The organism is Deinococcus sp. YIM 134068 (assembly GCF_036543075.1).
Taxonomy (GTDB): domain Bacteria; phylum Deinococcota; class Deinococci; order Deinococcales; family Deinococcaceae; genus Deinococcus; species Deinococcus lichenicola.
Map to the genome: position 1 here is coordinate 76,581 of NZ_JAZHPF010000008.1, position 20,020 is coordinate 96,600.

Annotated in this window: 20 protein-coding genes; 9 read left to right on the forward strand and 11 right to left on the reverse strand. The window is 70.2% G+C overall.

Annotation, left to right across the window (positions count from 1 at the left end):
• Positions 1-192: 192 nt before the first annotated feature.
• Both V3W47_RS09970 and V3W47_RS09975 read left to right on the forward strand, forming a co-directional pair.
• Positions 193-600 carry a globin domain-containing protein gene (locus V3W47_RS09970; protein ID WP_331825057.1) on the forward strand — a complete coding sequence of 136 codons (408 nt, stop codon included), beginning with the start codon at positions 193-195 and terminating at the stop codon, positions 598-600.
• A gap of 72 nt (positions 601-672) precedes the next feature.
• Positions 673-1,767 (forward strand): bifunctional 3-deoxy-7-phosphoheptulonate synthase/chorismate mutase, encoded by a 1,095-nt coding sequence (locus V3W47_RS09975; RefSeq protein ID WP_331825058.1) that lies wholly within the window; start codon positions 673-675, stop codon positions 1,765-1,767.
• 324 nt (positions 1,768-2,091) lie between these two features.
• Here the strand turns inward: V3W47_RS09975 and V3W47_RS09980 are convergent, their stop codons facing one another.
• The 3 genes from V3W47_RS09980 to V3W47_RS09990 are packed head-to-tail and all read right to left on the reverse strand — an operon-like array spanning position 2,092 to position 4,406.
• Positions 2,092-2,673, reverse strand: coding sequence for a 2'-5' RNA ligase family protein (locus V3W47_RS09980; RefSeq protein WP_331825059.1), 582 nt, complete (start codon positions 2,671-2,673; stop codon positions 2,092-2,094).
• A gap of 13 nt (positions 2,674-2,686) precedes the next feature.
• Positions 2,687-3,355, reverse strand: coding sequence for a helix-turn-helix transcriptional regulator (locus V3W47_RS09985; protein ID WP_331825060.1), 669 nt, complete (start codon positions 3,353-3,355; stop codon positions 2,687-2,689).
• A gap of 1 nt (position 3,356) precedes the next feature.
• Positions 3,357-4,406 carry an Mrp/NBP35 family ATP-binding protein gene (locus V3W47_RS09990; RefSeq protein ID WP_331825061.1) on the reverse strand — a complete coding sequence of 350 codons (1,050 nt, stop codon included), beginning with the start codon at positions 4,404-4,406 and terminating at the stop codon, positions 3,357-3,359.
• A 595-nt stretch (positions 4,407-5,001) separates the two neighbouring features.
• Here V3W47_RS09990 and rpmH point away from each other — a divergent pair.
• From rpmH to yidC, 4 genes are all read left to right on the forward strand, one after another.
• Positions 5,002-5,145: a 50S ribosomal protein L34 gene (gene rpmH / locus V3W47_RS09995; RefSeq protein WP_019585335.1), complete on the forward strand. Its 144-nt coding sequence runs from the start codon at positions 5,002-5,004 to the stop codon at positions 5,143-5,145.
• An 80-nt stretch (positions 5,146-5,225) separates the two neighbouring features.
• A complete protein-coding gene (rnpA, locus tag V3W47_RS10000) occupies positions 5,226-5,645 on the forward strand; it encodes a ribonuclease P protein component (RefSeq protein ID WP_442877218.1) in 420 nt (139 codons plus the stop codon).
• Positions 5,642-5,896 carry a membrane protein insertion efficiency factor YidD gene (yidD, locus tag V3W47_RS10005; RefSeq protein WP_331825063.1) on the forward strand — a complete coding sequence of 85 codons (255 nt, stop codon included), beginning with the start codon at positions 5,642-5,644 and terminating at the stop codon, positions 5,894-5,896. Before rnpA ends, yidD begins: the two co-directional genes overlap by 4 nt.
• Complete coding sequence (yidC, locus tag V3W47_RS10010) at positions 5,893-7,497, forward strand: membrane protein insertase YidC (RefSeq protein WP_331825064.1); 1,605 nt, start codon at positions 5,893-5,895, stop codon at positions 7,495-7,497. Before yidD ends, yidC begins: the two co-directional genes overlap by 4 nt.
• Positions 7,498-7,603: 106 nt before the next feature.
• Here the strand turns inward: yidC and V3W47_RS10015 are convergent, their stop codons facing one another.
• From V3W47_RS10015 to pdhA, 5 genes are all read right to left on the reverse strand, one after another.
• A complete protein-coding gene (locus tag V3W47_RS10015) occupies positions 7,604-8,560 on the reverse strand; it encodes a prenyltransferase/squalene oxidase repeat-containing protein (RefSeq protein WP_331825065.1) in 957 nt (318 codons plus the stop codon).
• Positions 8,561-8,617: 57 nt separating this feature from the next.
• Positions 8,618-10,336 carry a glycoside hydrolase family 15 protein gene (locus V3W47_RS10020; protein WP_331825066.1) on the reverse strand — a complete coding sequence of 573 codons (1,719 nt, stop codon included), beginning with the start codon at positions 10,334-10,336 and terminating at the stop codon, positions 8,618-8,620.
• 213 nt (positions 10,337-10,549) lie between these two features.
• Complete coding sequence (locus tag V3W47_RS10025) at positions 10,550-11,743, reverse strand: C39 family peptidase (RefSeq protein WP_331825067.1); 1,194 nt, start codon at positions 11,741-11,743, stop codon at positions 10,550-10,552.
• A gap of 135 nt (positions 11,744-11,878) precedes the next feature.
• Entirely contained in the window at positions 11,879-12,880 is a 1,002-nt protein-coding gene (locus tag V3W47_RS10030) for an alpha-ketoacid dehydrogenase subunit beta (RefSeq protein WP_331825068.1), read from the reverse strand.
• 82 nt (positions 12,881-12,962) lie between these two features.
• Positions 12,963-14,051, reverse strand: a complete 1,089-nt coding sequence (gene pdhA / locus V3W47_RS10035; RefSeq protein ID WP_331825069.1) for a pyruvate dehydrogenase (acetyl-transferring) E1 component subunit alpha — start codon at positions 14,049-14,051, stop codon at positions 12,963-12,965.
• Positions 14,052-14,224: 173 nt separating this feature from the next.
• Between pdhA and V3W47_RS10040 the strand changes: the two genes are divergently transcribed.
• A complete protein-coding gene (locus V3W47_RS10040) occupies positions 14,225-14,722 on the forward strand; it encodes a hypothetical protein (protein WP_331825070.1) in 498 nt (165 codons plus the stop codon).
• Positions 14,723-15,227: 505 nt separating this feature from the next.
• Here the strand turns inward: V3W47_RS10040 and V3W47_RS10045 are convergent.
• A complete protein-coding gene (locus V3W47_RS10045) occupies positions 15,228-16,142 on the reverse strand; it encodes a DUF4384 domain-containing protein (protein ID WP_331825071.1) in 915 nt (304 codons plus the stop codon).
• 218 nt (positions 16,143-16,360) lie between these two features.
• Between V3W47_RS10045 and V3W47_RS10050 the strand changes: the two genes are divergently transcribed.
• Positions 16,361-16,903 (forward strand): putative pterin-binding protein, encoded by a 543-nt coding sequence (locus V3W47_RS10050; protein WP_331825072.1) that lies wholly within the window; start codon positions 16,361-16,363, stop codon positions 16,901-16,903.
• On the forward strand, positions 16,900-18,147 hold the full coding sequence (locus V3W47_RS10055; RefSeq protein ID WP_331825073.1) for a sensor histidine kinase: 1,248 nt from the start codon (positions 16,900-16,902) through the stop codon (positions 18,145-18,147). The genes V3W47_RS10050 and V3W47_RS10055 overlap by 4 nt, the downstream gene beginning before the upstream one ends.
• A 105-nt stretch (positions 18,148-18,252) precedes the next feature.
• On the opposite strand, the gene V3W47_RS10060 is transcribed toward V3W47_RS10055, so the two are convergent.
• Positions 18,253-19,263: a CAP domain-containing protein gene (locus V3W47_RS10060; protein ID WP_331825117.1), complete on the reverse strand. Its 1,011-nt coding sequence runs from the start codon at positions 19,261-19,263 to the stop codon at positions 18,253-18,255.
• Between the two features lie 116 nt (positions 19,264-19,379).
• Complete coding sequence (locus V3W47_RS10065) at positions 19,380-19,955, reverse strand: RNA polymerase sigma factor (RefSeq protein ID WP_331825118.1); 576 nt, start codon at positions 19,953-19,955, stop codon at positions 19,380-19,382.
• Positions 19,956-20,020 lie beyond the last annotated feature (65 nt).

A 20,020-nucleotide genomic window follows, 5' to 3' on the forward strand; every position in this document is an offset into this window, starting at 1 on the left:
GAGGCCCGCGCCCTTTTTCTTGAAGACATGGCGGTGGGGTTGTGAGGGGGAGAGGCGTTGGTCACACGCCCCCTCACCCCGGCCCTCTCCCACGGGGGGAGAGGGAGCAAAACACCGTACCTCTTCCGTCCTTCCTCAACTCTGTGAATTCGGCAGTTCGCCTCGCCCCCACGCCGCGCTACCCTCCCTCCCATGACGGCCCCCATGCAGCTCACCGAGGGCGGCAGCCTGTACGACCGCATCGGCCCGGACGCTCTCTCGGCGCTGGTGGGCCGCTTCTACGCGCGGGTAGCCCATGACCCCGATCTCGCGCCCATCTTCCCGGCGGACCTCACGCAGACTGCCGAGAAGCAGTACGCGTTCCTGACGGGCTTCCTGGGCGGGCCGCCCCTCTACCACGAGCGGTACGGCCATCCCCGGCTGCGCGCCCGGCATCTGCCGCACGAGATCACGCCGACTCGGGGGCGGGCGTGGCTGGCGTGCATGAACGCGGCCCTGCGCGAGACGCCGGAGATAGGGGAGGCGGAGGCGCGGGAACTCCATGCGGCTCTCGCGCGGGTGGCGGCGCACATGGTGAATACACCGGAACCGACGGGCTGAGACTTGGACAAGTCTTTTCAATTGACTAGCAAGCTGTGGCGCGGGGGCGGGCGGCTTTCCTACACTGGCACCATGACCCAGCCTCAGCGCAGCATCGACGACCTGCGGGCCGAGATCGACCAGATCAACCGCGACCTCCTGACCCTGCTCTCGCGGCGGGGCGAGGTCGTCGCGCAGATCGGCCACGCCAAGACGCGCGAGGGCCGCCCGCACCACTACGACCCGGCCCGTGAGGAAAAGCAGCTCAAGGAGGTCGAGACCCTCAATCCCGGCCCCTTCACGGGCGCGGCGGTCAAGGCGATCTTCAAGGAGATTTTCAAGGCGAGCCTCGCGCTGGAGGAGAGCAACGACAAGAAGCAACTCCTCGTCTCGCGCAAGGTCAAGGACGAGGACACCGTGCTGGACATCGACGGCGTGCGCGTCGGCGGCGACGCCCCGCCCATCATCGTGGCCGGTCCATGCTCCATTGAGTCCGAGGAGCAGATGGAGACGACGGCCCGCTTCCTCGCCGCGAAGGGGGTCAAGATTCTGCGCGGCGGCGCGTACAAGCCCCGCACGAGTCCCTACGGTTTTCAGGGCATGGGCGTGGACGGCCTGATCATCGGCGGGAGAGCCGCCCGCGACAACGGGATGCTCTTCGTGACCGAGGTGATGGACACCCGCGACGTGGAGGTGGTGGCCGAACACGCCGACCTCCTGCAAGTGGGCGCGCGGAACATGCACAATTTCTCGCTGCTGCGCGAGGTGGGCCGCTCCCGCCGCCCGGTGCTGCTCAAGCGCGGGCTGTCGGCCACCATCGAGGAGTGGCTGTATGCCGCCGAGTACATCCTCTCGGAGGGCAACAACGAGGTCATCCTCTGCGAGCGCGGCATCCGCACCTTCGAGAAGTGGACGCGCAATACGCTGGACCTCTCCGCCGTGGCCCTCGCCAAGCAGGAGACCCACCTTCCCGTCATCGTGGACGTGACTCACGCCGCCGGACGCCGTGACCTGCTCATCCCGCTCGCCAAAGCGGCCCTCGCCGTAGGTGCGGACGGCATCCACGTGGAGGTTCACCCCAGCCCCGCCACGGCGCTGAGCGATAACGAGCAGCAACTCGACTTCGCCGGGTATGAGCGGTTCATGGACGCGCTCTCGCCCATGCTGCGCCTGCCCGTCGGCGTCTGAACGGGAAGCAGAACGGGAAGCAAGGGGGCTGGGTTGCTCACGGGTGGCCCGGCCCTTCTGCTTTGAGGGAGAGAGGGTCTTGTCTGGCGGGTGGCCCGGCCCGTTCACCCCCACCCGGCCTCCCCCCAGGGGACGCCTGATGTGCCATAGAAGGCCAGCGTGCCGAACGTGCTTTTCACTCCCTCTCCCCTTGTGGGAGACGGCTGGGGAGAGGGGTGACGAGCACCGCTCGTCCTCCTGTCTGGTGGTTGTCTGACGACGACAAGGCTTCGCTTCCCAGACTCCTGGCCCACCACGAACGTTTGAGGGACGACATGACGCCTCTTATCCTTGTCTCCCCACCCGTCCCACTTCCACTTCCTCCCCAACCTCCCCCGCGCCCTCCAGCGGGAAGGTGTGGACCTCCTGCACCTCGCCCCGGTCCTCGCGGGTAAGGCTCAGGGCGGTGACGGTGAAGGCGTCTAGGGGAGGGGTCAGCCGCCGCACCTCCTCCCACAGCTCGTCCTCCGCGCAGGGCAGGATGCCGAGGGCGAGGGTGAGGTGGGGCGTGTAGCCCTCGCCGTCGTGGGGCGCGCGGCTCGACGGGCCGACCCCGAGGGCGTGGGCGTGCAGCCGGGCGAGCGTGGGGCCGAGGTCGCACTCCAGAAAGAGCATGTGCGGCAGCTGCTTCCAGCCCTTGACGCGCACCGTGAAGGCCCGCTCGTCGCGCAGCACGTCCCGGAAGGCGGCGACAAGGAGGGGGCCACTCAACTCGGTGTGGAAGGGCGCGCGGATGTTGAGGTGCGGTGCTCCGAAGCCGCGCACGTTCAGCCGCTCCTGCGTGCGCCGCAGCCACGTGTCCAGCACCTCGGGCGGCCACGCGACGAGGCTATACAGGGGGCTGGGCCTGGGCGATGGAGGGGTCATGGCGGGCCGGAGGTCAGGGACCGATGCGGTAGCGGCAGCCGCCCTGCCCACAGGCGATGCGCGTCTCACGCACGACGGGCACGCCAAGCACGTCCAGGAACATGGACAGTTCACTCACGCACAGCTCCTGGTACTGCCGCGCCACGGTCAGGTTCGGGCAATTGCGCTCCACGAGGTACCACGTGCCGTCCGGGCCGGGTTCCACCACGGCGTCGAAGCCCACCCCCGACAGCCGCGCCGCGAACCAGCGCACGCGGTCCGCCAGCTCCAGCTCCCCCGGCAACTCTGCCCGCAAGCCCTCGGCCAACTCCGCGCTCCGGGCGTCGAGGACCCGCATCACCGCCCCCTCGCCGAACAGCGTCTCCACGTGGCGCAGCACGTCCACGCACAGGGTCGAGTACGTCTTGGGAAAGGCCGCCTCCCCCCGCTCGGTGAGGAGAAAGACGTGCTGGGGCCGCCCGCGCCCGCCGGGTCGCTCGGTCCTGGCCTCAATCAGCCCCTGCTCCTGAAGGTCGAGCAGGTGCCGCCGCGCGGCGGGCACGCTCACCGAGAGCGCCGAGGCGAGCGCCTGCGCGGTCAGCGTGCCGTGCCGTTTGAGGAGGTCGAGGAGCCGTTGCTTGGTCCGTTCGGGCGGCGCGGCGGGGGGCAGACCCGGTTGGAAGGGGGAGACGGTCGCCGTCATCTCACACCACCGGGAGTTGCTCGGGCAGCAGGTCCAGCGTCTGCACGCTGATCCGGCCCGCGAGATTGCGCGCGATCTGCCGCAGCGCCACCGCCGCCGCCGACTCCGGGTGCGCGAGCACGGCGGGCACCCCCCGGTCGGCGTCCTCCCGCGCGCTCACGTCGAGCGGCACCTCGCCCAGCAGCAGGAGGTTGCCCAGCTTGCGCGAGCCGCCCCGCCCGAAGAGGTCATAGGTGATCCCGGTGTCGGGGGCCACGAAGTAGCTCATGTTCTCCACCACGCCGAGGACCGGCACCGACGCCTTGCGGAACATGTCGAGCGCCCGTGCCGCGTCGATGAGGGCCACGTCCTGCGGGGTGGTCACGAGGACGGCCCCCGTCACCTGCGCGGTCTGCGTCAGCGAGAGCTGCACGTCCCCGGTGCCCGGCGGCAGGTCCACGATGAGGTAGTCCAACTCGCCCCAGTCGGCGTCCTTGAGAAACTGCTGGATCGCCGAGTGCAGCATTGGCCCACGCCACACCAGGGCCTGCCCGGCGGGCGAGAGGTTCGCCATGCTCAGGAAACGGACCCCGTGCGCCTCGATGGGCAGCATCTTGCGCTCGGCGTTCGCGGTCACGCGCGCCCCGCCCTGTCCGAGCATGTGCGCCACGCTGGGGCCGTATACGTCGGCGTCCATCAATCCCACCCGCGCCCCGTCCGCCGCGAGGCTGGCCGCAAGGTTCACCGCCACGCTGCTCTTGCCCACGCCGCCCTTGCCGCTGCCCACGAGGATCACGTGCTTGACCCCCGGCAGGGCGGGCCGAGCGGGCGGGCGCACCATCGCCCCAAAGGTCACGTCCACCGCCGAGATGCCCGGCACCGCCAGCACCGCCGCGCGCACGTCGCCCTCGATCTGGCCCTTCAGCGGGCAGGCGGGCGTGGTGAGGTTGACCTTGACCTGCGCCACCCCGCCCTCGACCTCCGCCCGCTCGATCATGCCCAGCGACACGAGGTCCCGGTGCAACTCCGGGTCGTTCACGGTTTTCAGGGCAGTCCACAGGGCCTCATGCATATCCCGCCATTAGTAGCGCGTGAGGGGGGAGGGGGGCAAGCCACAGTCTCACAGTGGGGGAGCGGCACGGTTGGCGGCGAGGGCATGAGAAGGGCTTGGATGTTGGCGTTTCGAACGGGGAGAGGGTTGAGTTTTTGGGAGGCCAGGCCCGCTTCACCCCCTCCCGGCCTCCCCCCTCAAGGGGGAGGAGCAAAAACATGGCGCGGCCCATCTGTTTGCTCCCTGCCTCCTTGTGGGGGACTCGGAGAGTTGTTGGCAGAGGGTCGGGAAGGGGGGTGACGAGTACCGCTCGTCCTCCTGCTGGACAGCAAAAACGCCTCAACTCCCCAACTTGTAATTCACCCTGAGCGTTCAAGGTGAAAAGCGAAAACACAGTCCGCCTGTCTTTTCTCCCTCTCCCCCTGTGGGAGAGGGCCGGGGAGAGGGGGCGTGTGACCAACTCCACCGCTCCGCTCCCACCTTCCCCCGCCGCCCGTCCGCGTGATACACTCCCGGAGTTTGCCTCCCCAGGGGGCGAGTTTCCACGCAAGAGGACGGCAGGCCCCGCGTGCCCGCGCGAGTCAGGACCGAGCCGCCGCGAGAAGGAGAGCAAGAAATGAAGCGTACCTACCAGCCCAACGTCCGCAAGCGGGCCAAGACCCACGGCTTCCGCGCCCGCATGAAGACCAAGGCGGGCCGCAACATCCTCGCGCGCCGCCGCGCGAAGGGCCGCCACCAGCTCACCGTCAGCGACGAGTAAGCCTCGCCATCGGGAGCGGGCCTATCTCTCAGCCGGACCCGTCCAGCGCCACCGACTCACGGCCCCGCCGTCCGGTGGCGCTGCCCCATTTGTCCCCGCCCGCCTCTCTGAAGGGCGAGCGCGAGTTCCGGCGGGTGCGGCAGCATGGCGTGGCGCTACGCGACCCCCTCTTCACCCTGCGCGTGACCGATTATCGACCCCGGCACGGTGAGACGTGGCGTCCGCGCGCCATCATAGGCATCGTGGTGTCCAAGAAGACCCTGCGGCGGGCGGTGGACCGCAACCGCGCCCGTCGCCGCGTGCGCGAGGCGTTGCGGACGCTGCCGGGCGGCCTGCCCCCCTGCCGCGCCATCCTGCTGCCCAATCCCAGCGTGCTGACCGCTCCCTTCCCGGAGCTGCAATCGGCCCTTGCCCGCGTGCTGGCGGGGGTGCCGGGGCGCGTGAAGAAGGGGAGCGGGAAGGGCAGGGGACAGACTCCGGCTCCCAGGGGGTCATCATGAGCCTTGCCGCCCGTGGCCTCGTGCGAGTCGTGCGGGCGTACCAGCGGGACCTCTCGCCGCGCAAGCCCGCGCCGACCTGCCGCTTCACGCCCAGTTGCTCTCAGTATGCTGTGGAGGCCATCGAGCGGCACGGCGCGCTGCGGGGCGGCTGGCTGGCCGCGTGGCGCGTCATGCGCTGCAATCCCCTCGTGCCGGGCGGGTTCGACCCCGTGCCGGACCGCTTCCCGACAGGCAGAAAGACGACCCCATGAAAACCAAGACCCTGCTTCCCCTCACGGCCCTGGGTGCCCTCGCGCTGCTCCTGACCGGGTGCGGCACCACCGGCCCCCTCCCCACCTTCGGCAAGGCGATCACGCCCGAGTGGATTCGCGCCGATTTCGACGGCAGGCCCGGCGACGAGTACATCGCCACCAGCAACCTTCAGGACGTGGTGTTCAACGCGCGCGGCGAGGTCATCGGCTGGTACGCCAAGCTCTACGCGGGCACGCCGTACATCCGCCAAAACGCCGACGGCACCTACGACTTCAGCGCCCTCAAGGACCAGCGCAGCATCATCAACATGGTCGCGGGCCGCCGGGCGCTCGCCGTGGTGGGCGAGGGGCTGGGTCCCGACCAGACCGCGCAGGTCACGGTGCCCCGACTGACCACCAACCTCCCCGAGAACCGCCAGGACGCCGTATTCCGCTACACCCAGAACGGCGCGACCGTCACCAAGACCGTCACCCTGCACCCGCGCAACTTCCGGGTGGACGTGCGGACGAACGTCACAGGCGGGCCGGAGAACTACAGCATGCTCTTTCCCGGCCTCGCGCGGGCGAACAACCCGCGTGTGCAGGCGGTGCAGGTGGGGGGGCAGCCCGCCGCCGTGCAGGGCAGCGGCACCCTGAACGTCCAGAACATCCAGTACGCCGCCTTGCAGGAGATGGGTGGCGCGTTCGGGCCGGGCCAGAATGCCCACGCGCTCATCGTCCGTCCCCAGGGGGGCACGACGGCGAACGCGACGCTCACGGGTGGCGGCCCGACCCAGGCCCTCGTGAGCGTCGGCCTTCGGGGCGACAGCAACTTGGAGGTCTTCGGCGGGCGCAACGAACTGATCCACCTGTACCAGAGCGGCTATACCTCACTGCCCGGCCTCTTCGACCCCAACTTCTTCGGGCAGATCAGTCTGTGGATCGTGCGGCTGATGGAGAGCCTGTACAAGTTCGTCGGCAACTGGGGCCTCGTGATCCTGCTTCTCACCGTGCTGCTGCGGCTCGTGATGTGGCCGCTGATGCAGGCGCAGGGCCGCACGACCGCCCGGATGCAGGTCATGCAGCCCAAGATCAAGGAGATTCAGGCGAAGTACCAGGGCAAGCGCGACGCGGACTCCCAGCGGGCGATGCAGGCCGAGATGCAGCAGCTCTACCGCGACTACAACTTCAACCCGGCGGGATGTTTCTCCACCTTCCTGCCCTTCCCGGTCCTCATCGCGCTGTGGTCCACCATCCGCAACTTCGAGTTCGACAGCGGCTTCCTGTGGTTGCCCGACCTAGCCATCCCCGATCCGTTCTACATCCTCGCCCTGATCTACCTCGTCGTGAACATCGGCCAGCTCTACGTCATGACGCGCAAGAGTCCCGAGATGTTCCGCCAGCAGGCCTTTATCTACATCATCTTCCTGTACTTCGCCCTGACCTTCCCGGCGGGCGTGACCCTGTACATCATCCTCTCCACCCTGATCGGCATCGGCCAGCAGATTCTGATCAACAAGCAGGTCGAGCGAGAGACCGCCAACATCGGCCAGAGCGTGCAGAAGGCCCCCGCCCGTGCCGCCGCGAAGCCCGCCAAGACCATCGAGGCCCCGAAGAAGTAGGCGAGTCGGGAAGAGGCCGCCCTGCCGGGAAGGTGGGGCGGTTTTTCTTTGGGATGTGGGGTGTGGGGTGTGGAAAAAGCTCTTCCTACAGCCCACAGCCCACGATCTACAACCTTCCCCAATCCCGCAACCGTATCAGCGCCTCCAGCGTCAGCACACTGCGCCACTCCGCCTCTGCCCCCGGCCAGACCTCCGGGAAGGTCTCGCCCCACGACCAGTTCGGCCCCCAACTGCCGTCCTCCGCTTGCGAGGTGAGCAGGTGGGCGAGGGCCGCTGCGAGGGGTTCCTCCAGCCCGTGCGCGAGGGGGGAGGCGGGCGTGGGCGCGACGGAGAGGGCGCTCAGGCCGTAGCCCTCGAAGTCCGCCGGGGTCCGCGCGACCCGGACGGGCAGCACGTCGGCCAGGTACTCCAGCACGGGTTGACGGTGGAGTTCGGGCACGTCCCCGGCCTGAGCGAAGACGGACGCGACGTGGTGGCCGTTCACGTCCCCCGCCTCCAGCCCGGCGAGGATGGCGTCGCGCGTCTCCACGGTGAGGAGGGCGAGCAGGCCCTCGGGCAGAGGGTCCGGCGTCAGGCCCGGCCAACGGTGGAGGAGGGCCACGATCTCCGCGCGCGGATTGACCCGAAAGGCCCCGAAGGTCGCCTCAAGCTGTCCCGGCTCCGCCTGACTCCACCACGGGGCATGGGGGTAGGACTCCGCCTCAGTCGGCAGGAAGGGCCAGACCGTGCCACCTATCTCCGTGTGGAGATGCGAACGAAGCCACGTCACCGCCCCCCGCAACAGTTCCTCGTCCTCACCCACATTCAGCTTGTGCAGCACCCGCAGCGCCACCGAGGTCGCCAGCACGCTGCTCTCCGGGGCGCGCACATCTGGCTCCAGCGCGTGCCCGAAGCCGCCGTCGAGGTTCTGGTAGGCACGCAGGGCATCCAACACCCCGGAGGCCGGGCCGTCCTCGAAGGTGTGCCGGAAGAGGGCACGTTCCAGCGGACGCCCCTTCTCCAGCAGGAAGGCGCGGGCACGGGCGAACGCTTCCGGGGACAGGCGGGCGGCGGGCGCAGTCATGGGGGGAGCGTAACACTGGGACGGTTGGGCTGGTCCCCTCGTCTCACCGCCCAGGAGTCAGGGGCTGTCGCCGGTGCCCGACCGCTTCTCCGACAGTTCCCCGATCACTCCCAAGAGCGCCGCGTGAACGAAGGTCTGTGGGAAGTTCCCCAGCAGGGCACCCGTGGCGGGGTCGGCCTCCTCCGCGATCAATCCGAGGTCGTTGGTGAAGGCCAGCACCCGGTCCAGAATCTCACGCGCCCGCACGGGGTCCACCGCCGTCCAGTACAACGCGACCCAGAGCGTGCCCGCCAGGAAGGCCCCCTCGCCCGTTCCGCGCTCCTGAAGGGTGCGCCAGTACAGGCCGTCCGCGTGGTGGTCGCGCTCCAGCACGCGCAGGGTCGCCCGCATCTCGGGGGCGTCGGGCGCGCAGTAGCCCCAGATGGGGTAGAGGGCCGCCACCACGTCCACCTCCTCCCGTCCGGCCACCGCCGCGAATGCGCCCTCACTTGTCAGGCCGTGGTCCGAAATCCAGGCGCGGATGTCCCCGGCCAGGGTCCTCCAACGCTCCCCGGTCGCCGGGTCCGGGTGCAGCTCCGCGAGGCGTTCGAGGCCGACCGCGCCGAGCACTTTGCTCGACAGGTAGGGCAGGACCTCTTCCTCCTCCCAGATGCCGTTGTCGGAGTCCTCCCAGTGGGCGCACAGGTACTCGGCGACGGGTTCGAGGACCGGCCAGTGTTCCTCCAGCTCGGCGGGGCTGTACAGGCCTGCGCTCGCCAGCAGGATGTTGCCGTACACGTCGAGCTGGACCTGAGACACGGCGGCGTTCCCGATCTGCACGGGGCGGCTCTCCCGGTATCCGGCGAGGGGCAGTTCTTCCACCCCCGGCGCGTCCTCGGCGGCGACGGTCGCCAGCGGGGGAAGGGGCTGGGTGAGGTCCCGGCCCGAGGCGGAGCGGCACACGAAGTCCATGAAGCCGCGCCCCAGCGTGCCCTCGTTGCCTGGACTCAGCCGCGAGAGCGCCCGCACGATCATCCCCGAGTCGCGGAACCACACATAGCGGTAGTCGTAGTTGCGCTTTCCCCCCACGACTTCCGGCAGCGAGGTCGTCGCCGCGCTGATGACGCTCCCCGTCTCCTCGTAGGTGAGGAGCCTCAGCGCCCGCAGCGAGTCGCGCGCGGCCCCCTCGTAGGGACCGCTGTAGACCGTCTCGCTCGCCACGCCGCGCCACGCCGTCAGGGAGGCGTCCAGCCACGCCTCTGGGTTCGCCCGGCCCGGCGGCCCGTCGCCCAGGAAGGCCCAGCCCGATGCCCCCGCCGGAACGCACAGCCGCACCATGTCCCCCTCAACTTGGAGCGGATGCGAGGCGCTGAGCCAGCGGTGGGCGTCGAGCTGCACGGCCTCCCCGTCGCGGGAGAGGAGGGGCGGGCGGCGGGCATAGTCGGGAGCGGCCCGCAGGACGAGCGTCGCGCCCCCGGAGCCGCGCACGAGGCGGCACACGCCGCGCGGCAACTCCGGCCCGTAGGGCATGAAATCCACGAGCGTCACGTCCCCGCCTTCGGTTCTCAGGTGCGTCTCCAATATGCCGCTGTCGTCCAAGTAGGCGCGGCGCAGCGGGGTCACGTCACCCTCCACCCGCCACTCACCGCCCAGCTCCGGGTCGATCAGGCCCGCCAGCAGCGAGGGGGCGTCGAACCGTTCCGGGCAGTACCAGACCACGCTCCCCGCACGGGTGACGAGCGCGGCGGTACGGCGGTCCCCGACGACGCCGAGGTCACGGATGAGCGGCTGTGTCATTCCGATAGCCTAGAGAGTTGGCCGCCTCGCCCGTTGGGGTGTAAATCTCTTCCGCAGGCCCGATGAGAGGACGCTGATTGAGAGGGGGAGGAGACGGAAGAGGCTGTCCTTTTGCTCCCTCTCCCCCTGCGGGGGAGGGCTGGGGAGAGGGGTGGCGGGCGCAGCTCGCCCAGAGGTCGGGGGTTAGAAGTGCGCTGACAGCCTCCCCCCGTCCTACACCGTCCCCAGCTTCGCCAAATCCTGCCGCGCCCGCAGGAAGTTGGGCCGGGTTTTAAGTGCCTGACTGTAGGCGGCCTTCGCCTGCGCCGTGCGGCCCAGGGCGGCCAGCGCGCGGCCCCGCCAGTACAGCGCCTCCTCGTGGGCGGGGGCGTCACGCAGGATGGCGCTCGTCAGCCGCATCACGTCCGCATACCGGCCCGTGCGGGTGTACGCCTCCAGCGGCCCGAAGGAGTACCACGTCGCCCGCCACGGCAGGCCACCGACCGCCCGCGCCGGACGGGTGGGGTCGAGGGCGGGGTCGGCCTCCGCCGCGAACGCCTGATCGAAGGCCCGCGCCGCCCCCCGTGCGTCGCCGACGGCGAGCTTGGCGTGCCCCACGTTGAACCAGCCCACCGCGTCGTTCCGCCGCTCGGCCTCGGCCAGCGCCACCCGCAGCGCCTCGGTGCGGGCCGCCGCCGGGTCCGCACGGAAGCCCAGCAGCTCCCGCACTTCCTCCTCCTTCTCGGCGGGCGAGACGACGAGGAAGGTGCGCCCGAACGACCGCCACAGCTCGTCGAAACGGGCGTAGGGCATGTTCAGGCGGCCCATGTAGGAGTCCAGCGCGTTGAAGATGCCCTTCTCGTCGTCGTAGCCGGTCAGGAGGCGGTAGTGGCCCATCCCGCCGCTGTCGTGGGTGACGAACCACGTCTCCACGACGACCGGGAAGCCCGCCGCGATCAGCCGCTTGAGCAGCGCGCGGTCGCCGTTCGTGGCGAGGTGGACGTTCATGCCCTCCGCCCGCGCGAAGGCCGCCAGCTCGTCGGGTGACACGTTCACGTCCCAGCGGTACGGCTTGAGCCGGGGCGCGATGTCGTACTGGTCGAGTTCTCCCCCCCAGCGGCTCAGCGCCATCCCCACCGTCACCGGCCCGCAGTTGTTCAGCCGCTGGTACTCGTGCCGCACGGCGGGCACCTTCGCGGCGGCTGGCAGCGGCGGGGGAGAGGGTGGGGCGACGACCTCCGGCTCCGGCTCCGGTTCGATGACGGGGGGAGTGACCGCTTCAGGGGCGATCTCCGGCACCTCCGCCTCGGGCGTGACCGGAGCTGAATTTGTGACAGGAGCCTCCGACGAACGCTGGAACTGAAGGGCACCGAAGACGGTCGCCCCCACGAGCAGGCCAGCGGTCAGCAGCACGGCGGGAAGTCGCATCACCTCTCATCTTAGAGAGTCTTCATGATTTGTGATTGAGTTGAAAACGTGGACTGGGACAGGTTTGGGAGTGATGAGCGATGAGGGGTCGCGGACAGGTTCTTCCTCAGCACTCGTGCCTCAACCCTCAGCCCTTCAGTACCTCACGACCTCCCGGATCGCCCGCGCCACCCGCACCGGATTGGGGCGATACACGTCCTCGACCGAGGTGAAGGGCGGGTACGGCGCGTCGAAGCCCGTCACGCGGACGATGGGCGCGCGCAGGAACTCGATGGCCTCCTCGGCGATGGTCGCGCTGACCTCGGAGTGAAACCCGTTCGTGCGCGGGGCCTCGCTGACGACGACGGCGCGGCCCGTCTTGCGGACGCTCGCCAGCACGGTCTCCGTGTCCATAGGCACCAGCGTCCGCAGGTCCACGACCTCCACGCCGATCCCGTGGGCGCGGGCGGCCTCGGCGGCCCGCGTGCAGACCTCCACCATGCCGCCGTAACAGATCACGGTCACGTCGTCCCCCGTCGTGACGAGGCGGGCCTGCCCCAGCGGCGTCGTGTAGTGGCCCTCCGGCACGGCCTCCTTCGCGCTGCGGTAGAGCTTGATCGCCTCGAAGAAGAACACCGGGTCGGGGTCGGCGATGGCGGAGAGCAGCAGTCCCTTCGCGTCGGCGGGCGTGCTGGGAATGACCACCTTCACGCCGGGGACGTGGGCGAGGATCGCCTCCGGCGAGTCGGCGTGCTGCTCGGGCGTGTGGACGCCACCGCCGTAGGGCGCGCGCACGACCATCGGCAGGTGGAAGCGCGAGCGGGTGCGGTGGCGGTATCTCCCCAGGTGCGACAACACCTGATCGAGCGCCGGGTACAGGAAGCCCGCGAACTGAATCTCCGCCACGGGCTTCAGGCCCGCCAGTCCCATCCCGATGCCCAGCCCCACGATGCCCGCCTCCGCGAGCGGGGTATCGAAGACCCGCTCCGCCCCGAAGCGCGCCTGTAGCCCGTCCGTCGCCCGGAACACGCCGCCCATCACGCCCACGTCCTCCCCGAAGATGTGAACCGTTGGGTCCCCCTCCAGCGCGAGGGCGAGCGCGTCGTTGATAGCGGCGACCATCGTCATGGTCCTGGTGGGGGTGGCGGTGGCGGTCATGCGTGGGCCTTTCGGGAGCGTGTGGCGTGTGGCCTGTGGCTTACGGGGGCTGAGAGCTGACGGCTGACGGCTGAGAGCTGCCTCATTCCTCCGCCTCGATCTGCGCCCGCTGGCGGAGAAGCTGCGGCGTCGGCTCGGCGAACACGTGGTCCAGAATCTCGGCGGGGGTGGGGTCGGGGTAGGCGTCGGCCTCGGCGAGCGCGGCCTCGAACTCGGCCTCGATCTCGCGGGTGAGGGCGGCGTCGGCGTCCCCCGTGAGCAGCCCGTCGGCGAGGAGGTGGGCGCGCAGGCGGGTCACAGGGTCCTTCTCCGCCCAGCCGAGGTTGTCGGCGTCGGTGCGGTAGCGGGCCGGGTCGTCGGCGAGGGTGTGGGGCTTGATGCGGTACGTGACCGTCTCGATGAGGGTGGGGCCGTCCCCCTCCCGCGCCCGCCGCACGGCCTCGGCGGTGACGTGGTACGTGGCGAGCACGTCGTTGCCGTCCACCCGCACGCCGGGAATGCCGTAGCCGTCCGCACGCCGGGCGAGGTTGACCGCGCGGGTCTGGGTGCGGGTCGGAACGCTGATCGCCCAGCCGTTGTTCTGGAGGATGAAAACGCACGGCGCGTCGAGCGCCCCCGCGAAGTTCAGCGCCTCGTGAAAGTCGCCCTCGCTACTTCCTCCGTCCCCGATGTAGGCGAGGGCCACATTCTGCGTCCCCTTCCGGCTCTCCGCAAGGGCCGCCCCGACCGCGTGCGGGTACTGGGTGGCGATGGGGATGTAGAAGGGCAGCACCTTGAGATTCCCCGGCATCGCCCAGCCGTGCGGACTCGTGCGCCAGTAGGCGAGCGTCCGGGCCACGGGCAGGCCGTAGGTCAGCGCCGCGCCCGTGTCGCGGTAGGTGGGGAACAGCCAGTCCTCGTTCGTCAGGGCCGCCGCCGTGCCCACCTGGCTCGCCTCCATGCCCCCGTAGGGTGGAAAGACGCCCAGCCGCCCGGTGCGGTACAGCACCCACGCCCGCTCGTCGAAGTGGCGGATGCGGCGCATATGCCTGTAGAGACTGAGTTGCGTCTCCCGGTCAGGCCACAGCTCAGGATGGTGTGTGGTGCCGTCCGGCGCGAGAAACTGGAAGAGGTCGTCCTGTGGCGGCGGTTCGGTCCCCGGCGGGATGGGGGAGAGGTCGGGCTGGGTCATGGGGTCTCCACGAGGGGGCATGGGAAGGGCGGCGGGCCTGGGGGCGACCTGCCGGGGGCGATGGGCCGGGACGGCGGCCTGGGCGTGTGAGGCGTTCAGCCTAGCAGATGCCCCCGCCGCGAACCCCCCAAAGGAGGACGCGGAAGCGGGTGCCCGCCGCGTACACTGCCCCCATGCGACGCGCGCTCCTGGTCCCGCTGGCCCTCGCCTTCCTGCTCGGCACGGCCCGCGCGGACCACCAGCAGGACAACCTGCGCCCGCTCACCGCCGCCGACCTGTGCCCGCCCGTCGCCTACGCCTACGTGGACGACGAGGAGCAGGAAGACCTCGCCGTCGCCCTCGACGAGCAGCTCGACCGTTACGCCACCCTCTACGGCGTGCCCTACGGCGATCCCAAGACCTGCACCGTCGCCCAGATTTTCACCCTCGACGCCTTCAAGGGCCGTGACGGGCGGATGCTGTATGCCCTCGACCTGAGCGTTCAGGCCGTCAAGCCCACGCGGTTGACGGTGGGTGCCCATACCTTCGAAGCGAGCGCGCTGGAGTTGTGGTCCACGTCGGGGTATGGCAGCGTCTCCAATGTGGAGGGGCTGGCGGACATGGCGGTGGACAGTGTGCGCGAGTATTACGAGGAACTGGCGTTGGCCTGGAAGGCGACGCACCGGAGGTAGAGGGTGTTGGGGCAGGGTGTCTTGCCACGGCTTGCCCCCACCCCCCTGCCCCCTACCCCCAGACTTGCAAAGCTGCGAAGCAGAGGGGGCAGGGGGAGTGGCGCTGCGCTAGGCAAGTGTTTATGGGCCGCGCCCGTGGGCGTGTTCTCTGGCTGGCAAGGTCTGATCTTGTTGCGCGCTGTTTGGAAGGCCCACCGTCTCGCTCCGCGAGCAAGGCGTGGTGGTGGCTTGGGGCGTCGACTCACGGGTGAGAATCGGTCATCGAGAGTGACGGTTTCAAGAGCGCAGAAGTACAAGCAGCTTTTCTCCCTCTCCCCTCGTGGGTGACTCGCAGAGCCGCGAAGCGGAGGGCCGGGGTGAGGGGGCGACGTGACGACTTCACCGCACTACCTCCACAAGCCGCCAAAGAAGCAGGCCGCCCCTTGAACGAGTGGGGCGGCCTGTCCTTCAGTTTGGAGAAGTGGAGAGGGCGTCCCTCTCAGCCTCGAATCCCAGTGTCAACCCCTCAGCGCCGGGTGCGGCTGATCTGCACCTCGAAGCGGTCGCCACGCTGGCGGACGTTCAACTCGACGCGCTCCTGGCCCCGGCGGAACTCGCCGACGATGCGGCGGTTATTCTGGCGCACGTCCACCTGACGGTAGCCCTCGGCGCGCAGGCGCTCGGCGTACTCGGCGTACACGTCGTCCACGCTCGCGCGGCGCTGGAAGCTCGTCTGCCAGTCGCGGTCGCCGAAGAAGGGGGTGGGCTGGACCGGGGCGGGGCGAACAGGCTGCACGGGGCGGACGGGCGCGGGCTGCACGGGGGCCGGACGGACCGGGGCGGGCGCGGGCTGCGCCGCCACGCGGGGGGCCACGTTGTAGTAGGCGGTGGCGCTGATCCACGCATCGGGCTGCACGGGGTTGACCACGATGCTCAGAGCCTGCGCGAGGCGCTCCTGGCCCTGCACGTTCACGGTGGCGAAGGAGTCCTGCCCGGCCTTGAAGGTGGCGATCTGATCGAGGTTCAGCGGCGTGCGGCTCGCCAGCGCGAGGACCTTGTTCAGCCCGTAGGGCGCGGCGATGTCGAAGGTGAAGGGGTCGCCCGCCTCGGGGAAGGCTTTGGTCGTGTTCGCCTTGAGGAAGTTGGCACCGCTGCGGTAGCGGTTGGGCAGGATCAGGTCCACGTTGCCCTGCGGGTCCACGTTGAACAGGTACACGTAGGAGTCCTGATTCACACTCGTGTAGAGCCGGATGCGCTCGCCGGGCGCGTAATTCGCCGCCTGGGTGCCGTTCGCCGTGCGGTCGGTCCAGACTTTCACGGTCAGCTCGGTGGGCACCGGGTTGACGATGATGCTCTGCGCGCTGAGCCGGGGCGCGGCCCCCGCCGTGCCGAGCAGGGCACCGAGGGTGAGGAGAGTGGAGTGGGTCAGGAGCTTGTTCATGCCCCAGACTGTGCCCGCCGCGCTTGACGCGGGACTGATGGGCTTCCTCAGCGAACGTTTCAGGCGTCTCACGGGGAACTCACGGCCCGGCCCTCTCCGGTGCCTCTGACCGAGGGTAAGAGACGGCGGGTGCCTCTTCTGGTGACTGGAACCTGGCGACTCCCCAAACGGTCCAGCCGCCACGAACACCCCCAGGACCGACGCATTACACTCCGGGCGTGTCCTCGCGGATTCGTCTCCTCCTCTCGCTGGTGGCCCTCGCGTCGGGGATGACGTTTGGGGTGGGACGGACCGACCCGGCGCTGGCCCCCTTCGCCTACCTGCGCCCCGGTCGGCCCCTGCCCGCGTCCCGGCCCGGCGAGCGCATCCTGCTGACGGTAGAGGGCGGCCCCCGCACCTTCCGGCTCACCCGTGCCCAGCTCCTCGCCCTGCCGACCGTGCGGTATGCGACCGAGCATGTCCACCTGCGCCGCACCTTCACCTACGACGGGGTGCCGCTGCGGGACCTCGCCGAACTGGGAGGCTTCGCGGGGAGGGACCTGCGGGTATACGCAAGCAACGGCTTCGTGACGACCCTGCGCGCCCGCGACTACCAGGCCGCGCCCCTGATGGTCGCCCACACGGCGAACGGCAAGCCCATCCCGGTGATCGAGAAAGGTCCCCTCGCCGTCGTGCTGCCGAACGACTCCGCCCGCTTCCCGGTGCGGGTGTACGGGGCGGCGTGGGTGTGGTTCGTCGAGCGCATCACGCCCGTTCCGTGACGCCCGCCTCCCTTCTCGTCACCGCCGTCCACCGCCTTCCCCGCGCCGTCGTAATCCGCGAGGGCCTCCTGGCCGTGCTGCCCGCCCTGCTGACGGTGGGGCTGCTGCTCCTCGCCACCCAGCCCGCCTACCAGACCCTGCTGAGGAGCCGCACGAGCTGGACCCCCTACGCCTATCAGGGCCTGACGCAGGACGTGCAGACGTATCAGGCGGCGCGGCTCGACCCCGCCCTGAGCGCGGGGGAGCGGCGTGACATCCGTGACCGGGCGCTGTCGAGCGCGCAGAGTCCGGCCCAGTTCACGGCCCTTGGCACGGTGGAGGGGTACGGCGACGCCCGGCTGGCGCGGGTGGCCCGGCTGCTGCGCGAGGACACGCCCGGTTCGGTCGCCGCCGCCGCCCGCGAGGCCGTCCGATTGAACGCGCAGGCGGGCAGCTACGCCGACGAGACGCGGGTGGCCTCCCTGCGGGCGCTGGGGGAACTGCGCCGCGCGCTGATCGTCACCGCCGGCGTCACCGGGCTGCTGAGCATGCTCCTGACCCTGCGGGCGCTGCTGCTGTGGCGGGCCGAGCGTGACCGCCGCGCCCGCCGCGAGGCCCGGCAGAGAGAGGCCCTCAGCCTCGCCAGCCACGAGTTGCGCCGTCCCCTCCAGTCGCTCCTGCTCGCCAGCGACCTGCTGCGGCAGGCGGACACGCCCGTAGAGCGCCAGAGATTGCTCGGTGTCATCGAGGACAGCGCCGCCCAGATTGCCAGCCGCGCCGACCTCACCCGTCTCAACGACCTCTATCTGGATGTCACCCTGCGCGTTGTCCGCGCCGACCTGCGCCCTCTGCTCGCCCGCTTCGCCGGGGAACGGGTCAGCGTCCACCTCCCGCCCGAACCCGTCGTCTGGACCGCCGATCCGGGCAGGGTGCGCCAGATCGTCGAGAACCTCGTCGAGAACGCCCTGAAGTACACGGACGGCCCGGTGGAGGTCGGTCTGCGCCCGTGCGCCGATGAGCCGGAGATCACCGTGCGCGACCACGGCCCCGGCCTTCCTCCCGAACTGCGCGAGCGCGTCTTCCTCCCCTACGAGCGCGGCCCGCGCGGCCTGTCCGGCGGTCAGGGCCTCGGCCTCTCCCTCGTGCGCCGCTACGCCCGTGCCCACGGCGGCGACGTGACCCTCGACGACGCGGAGGGAGGCGGCACCCTGGCGCGCGTCACGCTGGGGGAGCCGCCGCTGGTGGACGAGGGGGAGGATGTCTGAGGGTCGATGGGTCAAGGGGTCGAGGGGTCGAGAAGATGAGAAAAGGGCGGCCCCTCCTCGACCCCCAAACTTCTCGACATTCAGGCTCCTCGACTCCTCGACTCCTCACTCCCCCTCCAACGTCGCAAACACCTGCGTCCAGTACCGCCCATAGGTCGTCTCCGGGCGGTTCACGTACGACACGCCGATGCGCTTGAAGTCGCCCATGATGTTGCGGCAGTGGCCGGGGCTGCGGAGCCACCCCTGCACGACCTCCTCCGGGGTGGTCTGCCCGCCCGCGATGTTCTCGGCGGAGGCACGGGCGCGCAGGCCCGTCGCCTGGACGCGTCGCCAGGGTGTGCTGCCGTCCACCGGACTCTGGTGGTCGAAGTAGCCGTGGAGTGCCATGCCCGCCGACTGGGCGAGCGCGGCAACCTCCAGCAGCGGGTCGCGGGTCAGCGGGGGCAGCGCGGGGCCGCCCTCCCGCCCGGTGGCGCAGTTGTACCCCCGTGCGCGGGCCTGATTGGTCAGGCGCAGCACCTCCGTCTCGAAGGGCACGCTGCCCGGAAGCGGCGCGGTGCGGAACGTGACGGTGCGCTCCAGCACGCCGCCCTCACCGGGCACGCGCACGGTGGCGCGGTGTTCGCCCGCCGCGATGGGGACGGGTCCAGCCCCGACCGGGCGACCGTCGAGGAGCAGGGTCGGTGTGCCCGGCGTGTAGGCCACGCTGCCCGCCGCGCTGAGGCGCACCTCGCCCCGCCCCAGCAGCACGACCGCCTCGGCGCGTTCGGGGCCGCTGCTGAGGACCGTCAATGGGCCGCTCGCCGTGGCCTGCACCTGCCCGCGCGTGTCGAGCAACCGCGCCCGCACCGTGTAGCGCCCCGGCCTGTAGAACGTGTGCGAGGTCCGCGCGCCCGTCGCCCCGGTTCCGTCCCCGAAGTCCCACTCCACGCGGTACTCGGTCGGTGCCTGCGCCGTGAACGCCACCGTCAGCGGTGCCCGCGTCTCGGAGTCCATCGAGAAGCCCACCCGGAACGCGGCGGGCTGGGCCGTCTGTGCCTCCACGAACGCCGCCCACGGCACCCCCGCCAATCCCAACGCCAGCACCCCGCCCCGCACCCACGCGCCGACCTTCATCACGGGTTCATTCTAGGGGAGTTGACGTGTGGGACGCCGTGAATCCGGCTACGTGATCAGGAGTCAGTCAGCGGCCCTTCTTTTGCTGGACGCTGGCGGCTGGCCGCTGGTCGCCCTCAATGCACGTCTGCCGCGTCCGCCAGCAGTTCCGCCAGTTGCTCCTTCGCCCGGAAGACGCGGCTTTTCGCCGTGCCCACCGCCACCCCCTGAATCTGCGCGATCTCGTCGTAGGGCAGGTCCTCCACGAAGCGCAGCACGACGGCCTCCCGGTATTCCTCGGGAAGGCGCATCAGCGCGCGCTGCACCCGGTCCTGCGCGTCGGCGCTCTCGGCGGCCTGCACGGGTGAGCGGGCCACGCTCGTGACCTCGAAGCCCACGTCCTCGCGCGCCTCCTCCAGGCTGAACCGCTGGAGCTGCTTGCGGCGATGAGACTCGATCTGCGTGTTGCGCGCCACCTGATACAGCCACGGCAGCACCCGCTCGCCCGCCCGAAACGTGCGGATGCTCCTCCACGCCCGGTAGAAGACCTCCTGCGTGAGGTCCAGCGCGTCCTCGGCATTGCCCTCCAGCCGGTAGAGGTAGGCGTACATCCGGCCCTCGTAGGCGCTCACGAAGCTGTACCACGCCGCCTCCTCCCCGGCGGTCAGGCGGGCCAGGAGTTCGGGCGTGAGGATGTCGGGCACCTCGGTCACACTGGGCACACCATACCGTCCCGCGCCCCCGGTCGCCCTCATCCTTTTGGCGCATGGCGCAAGAA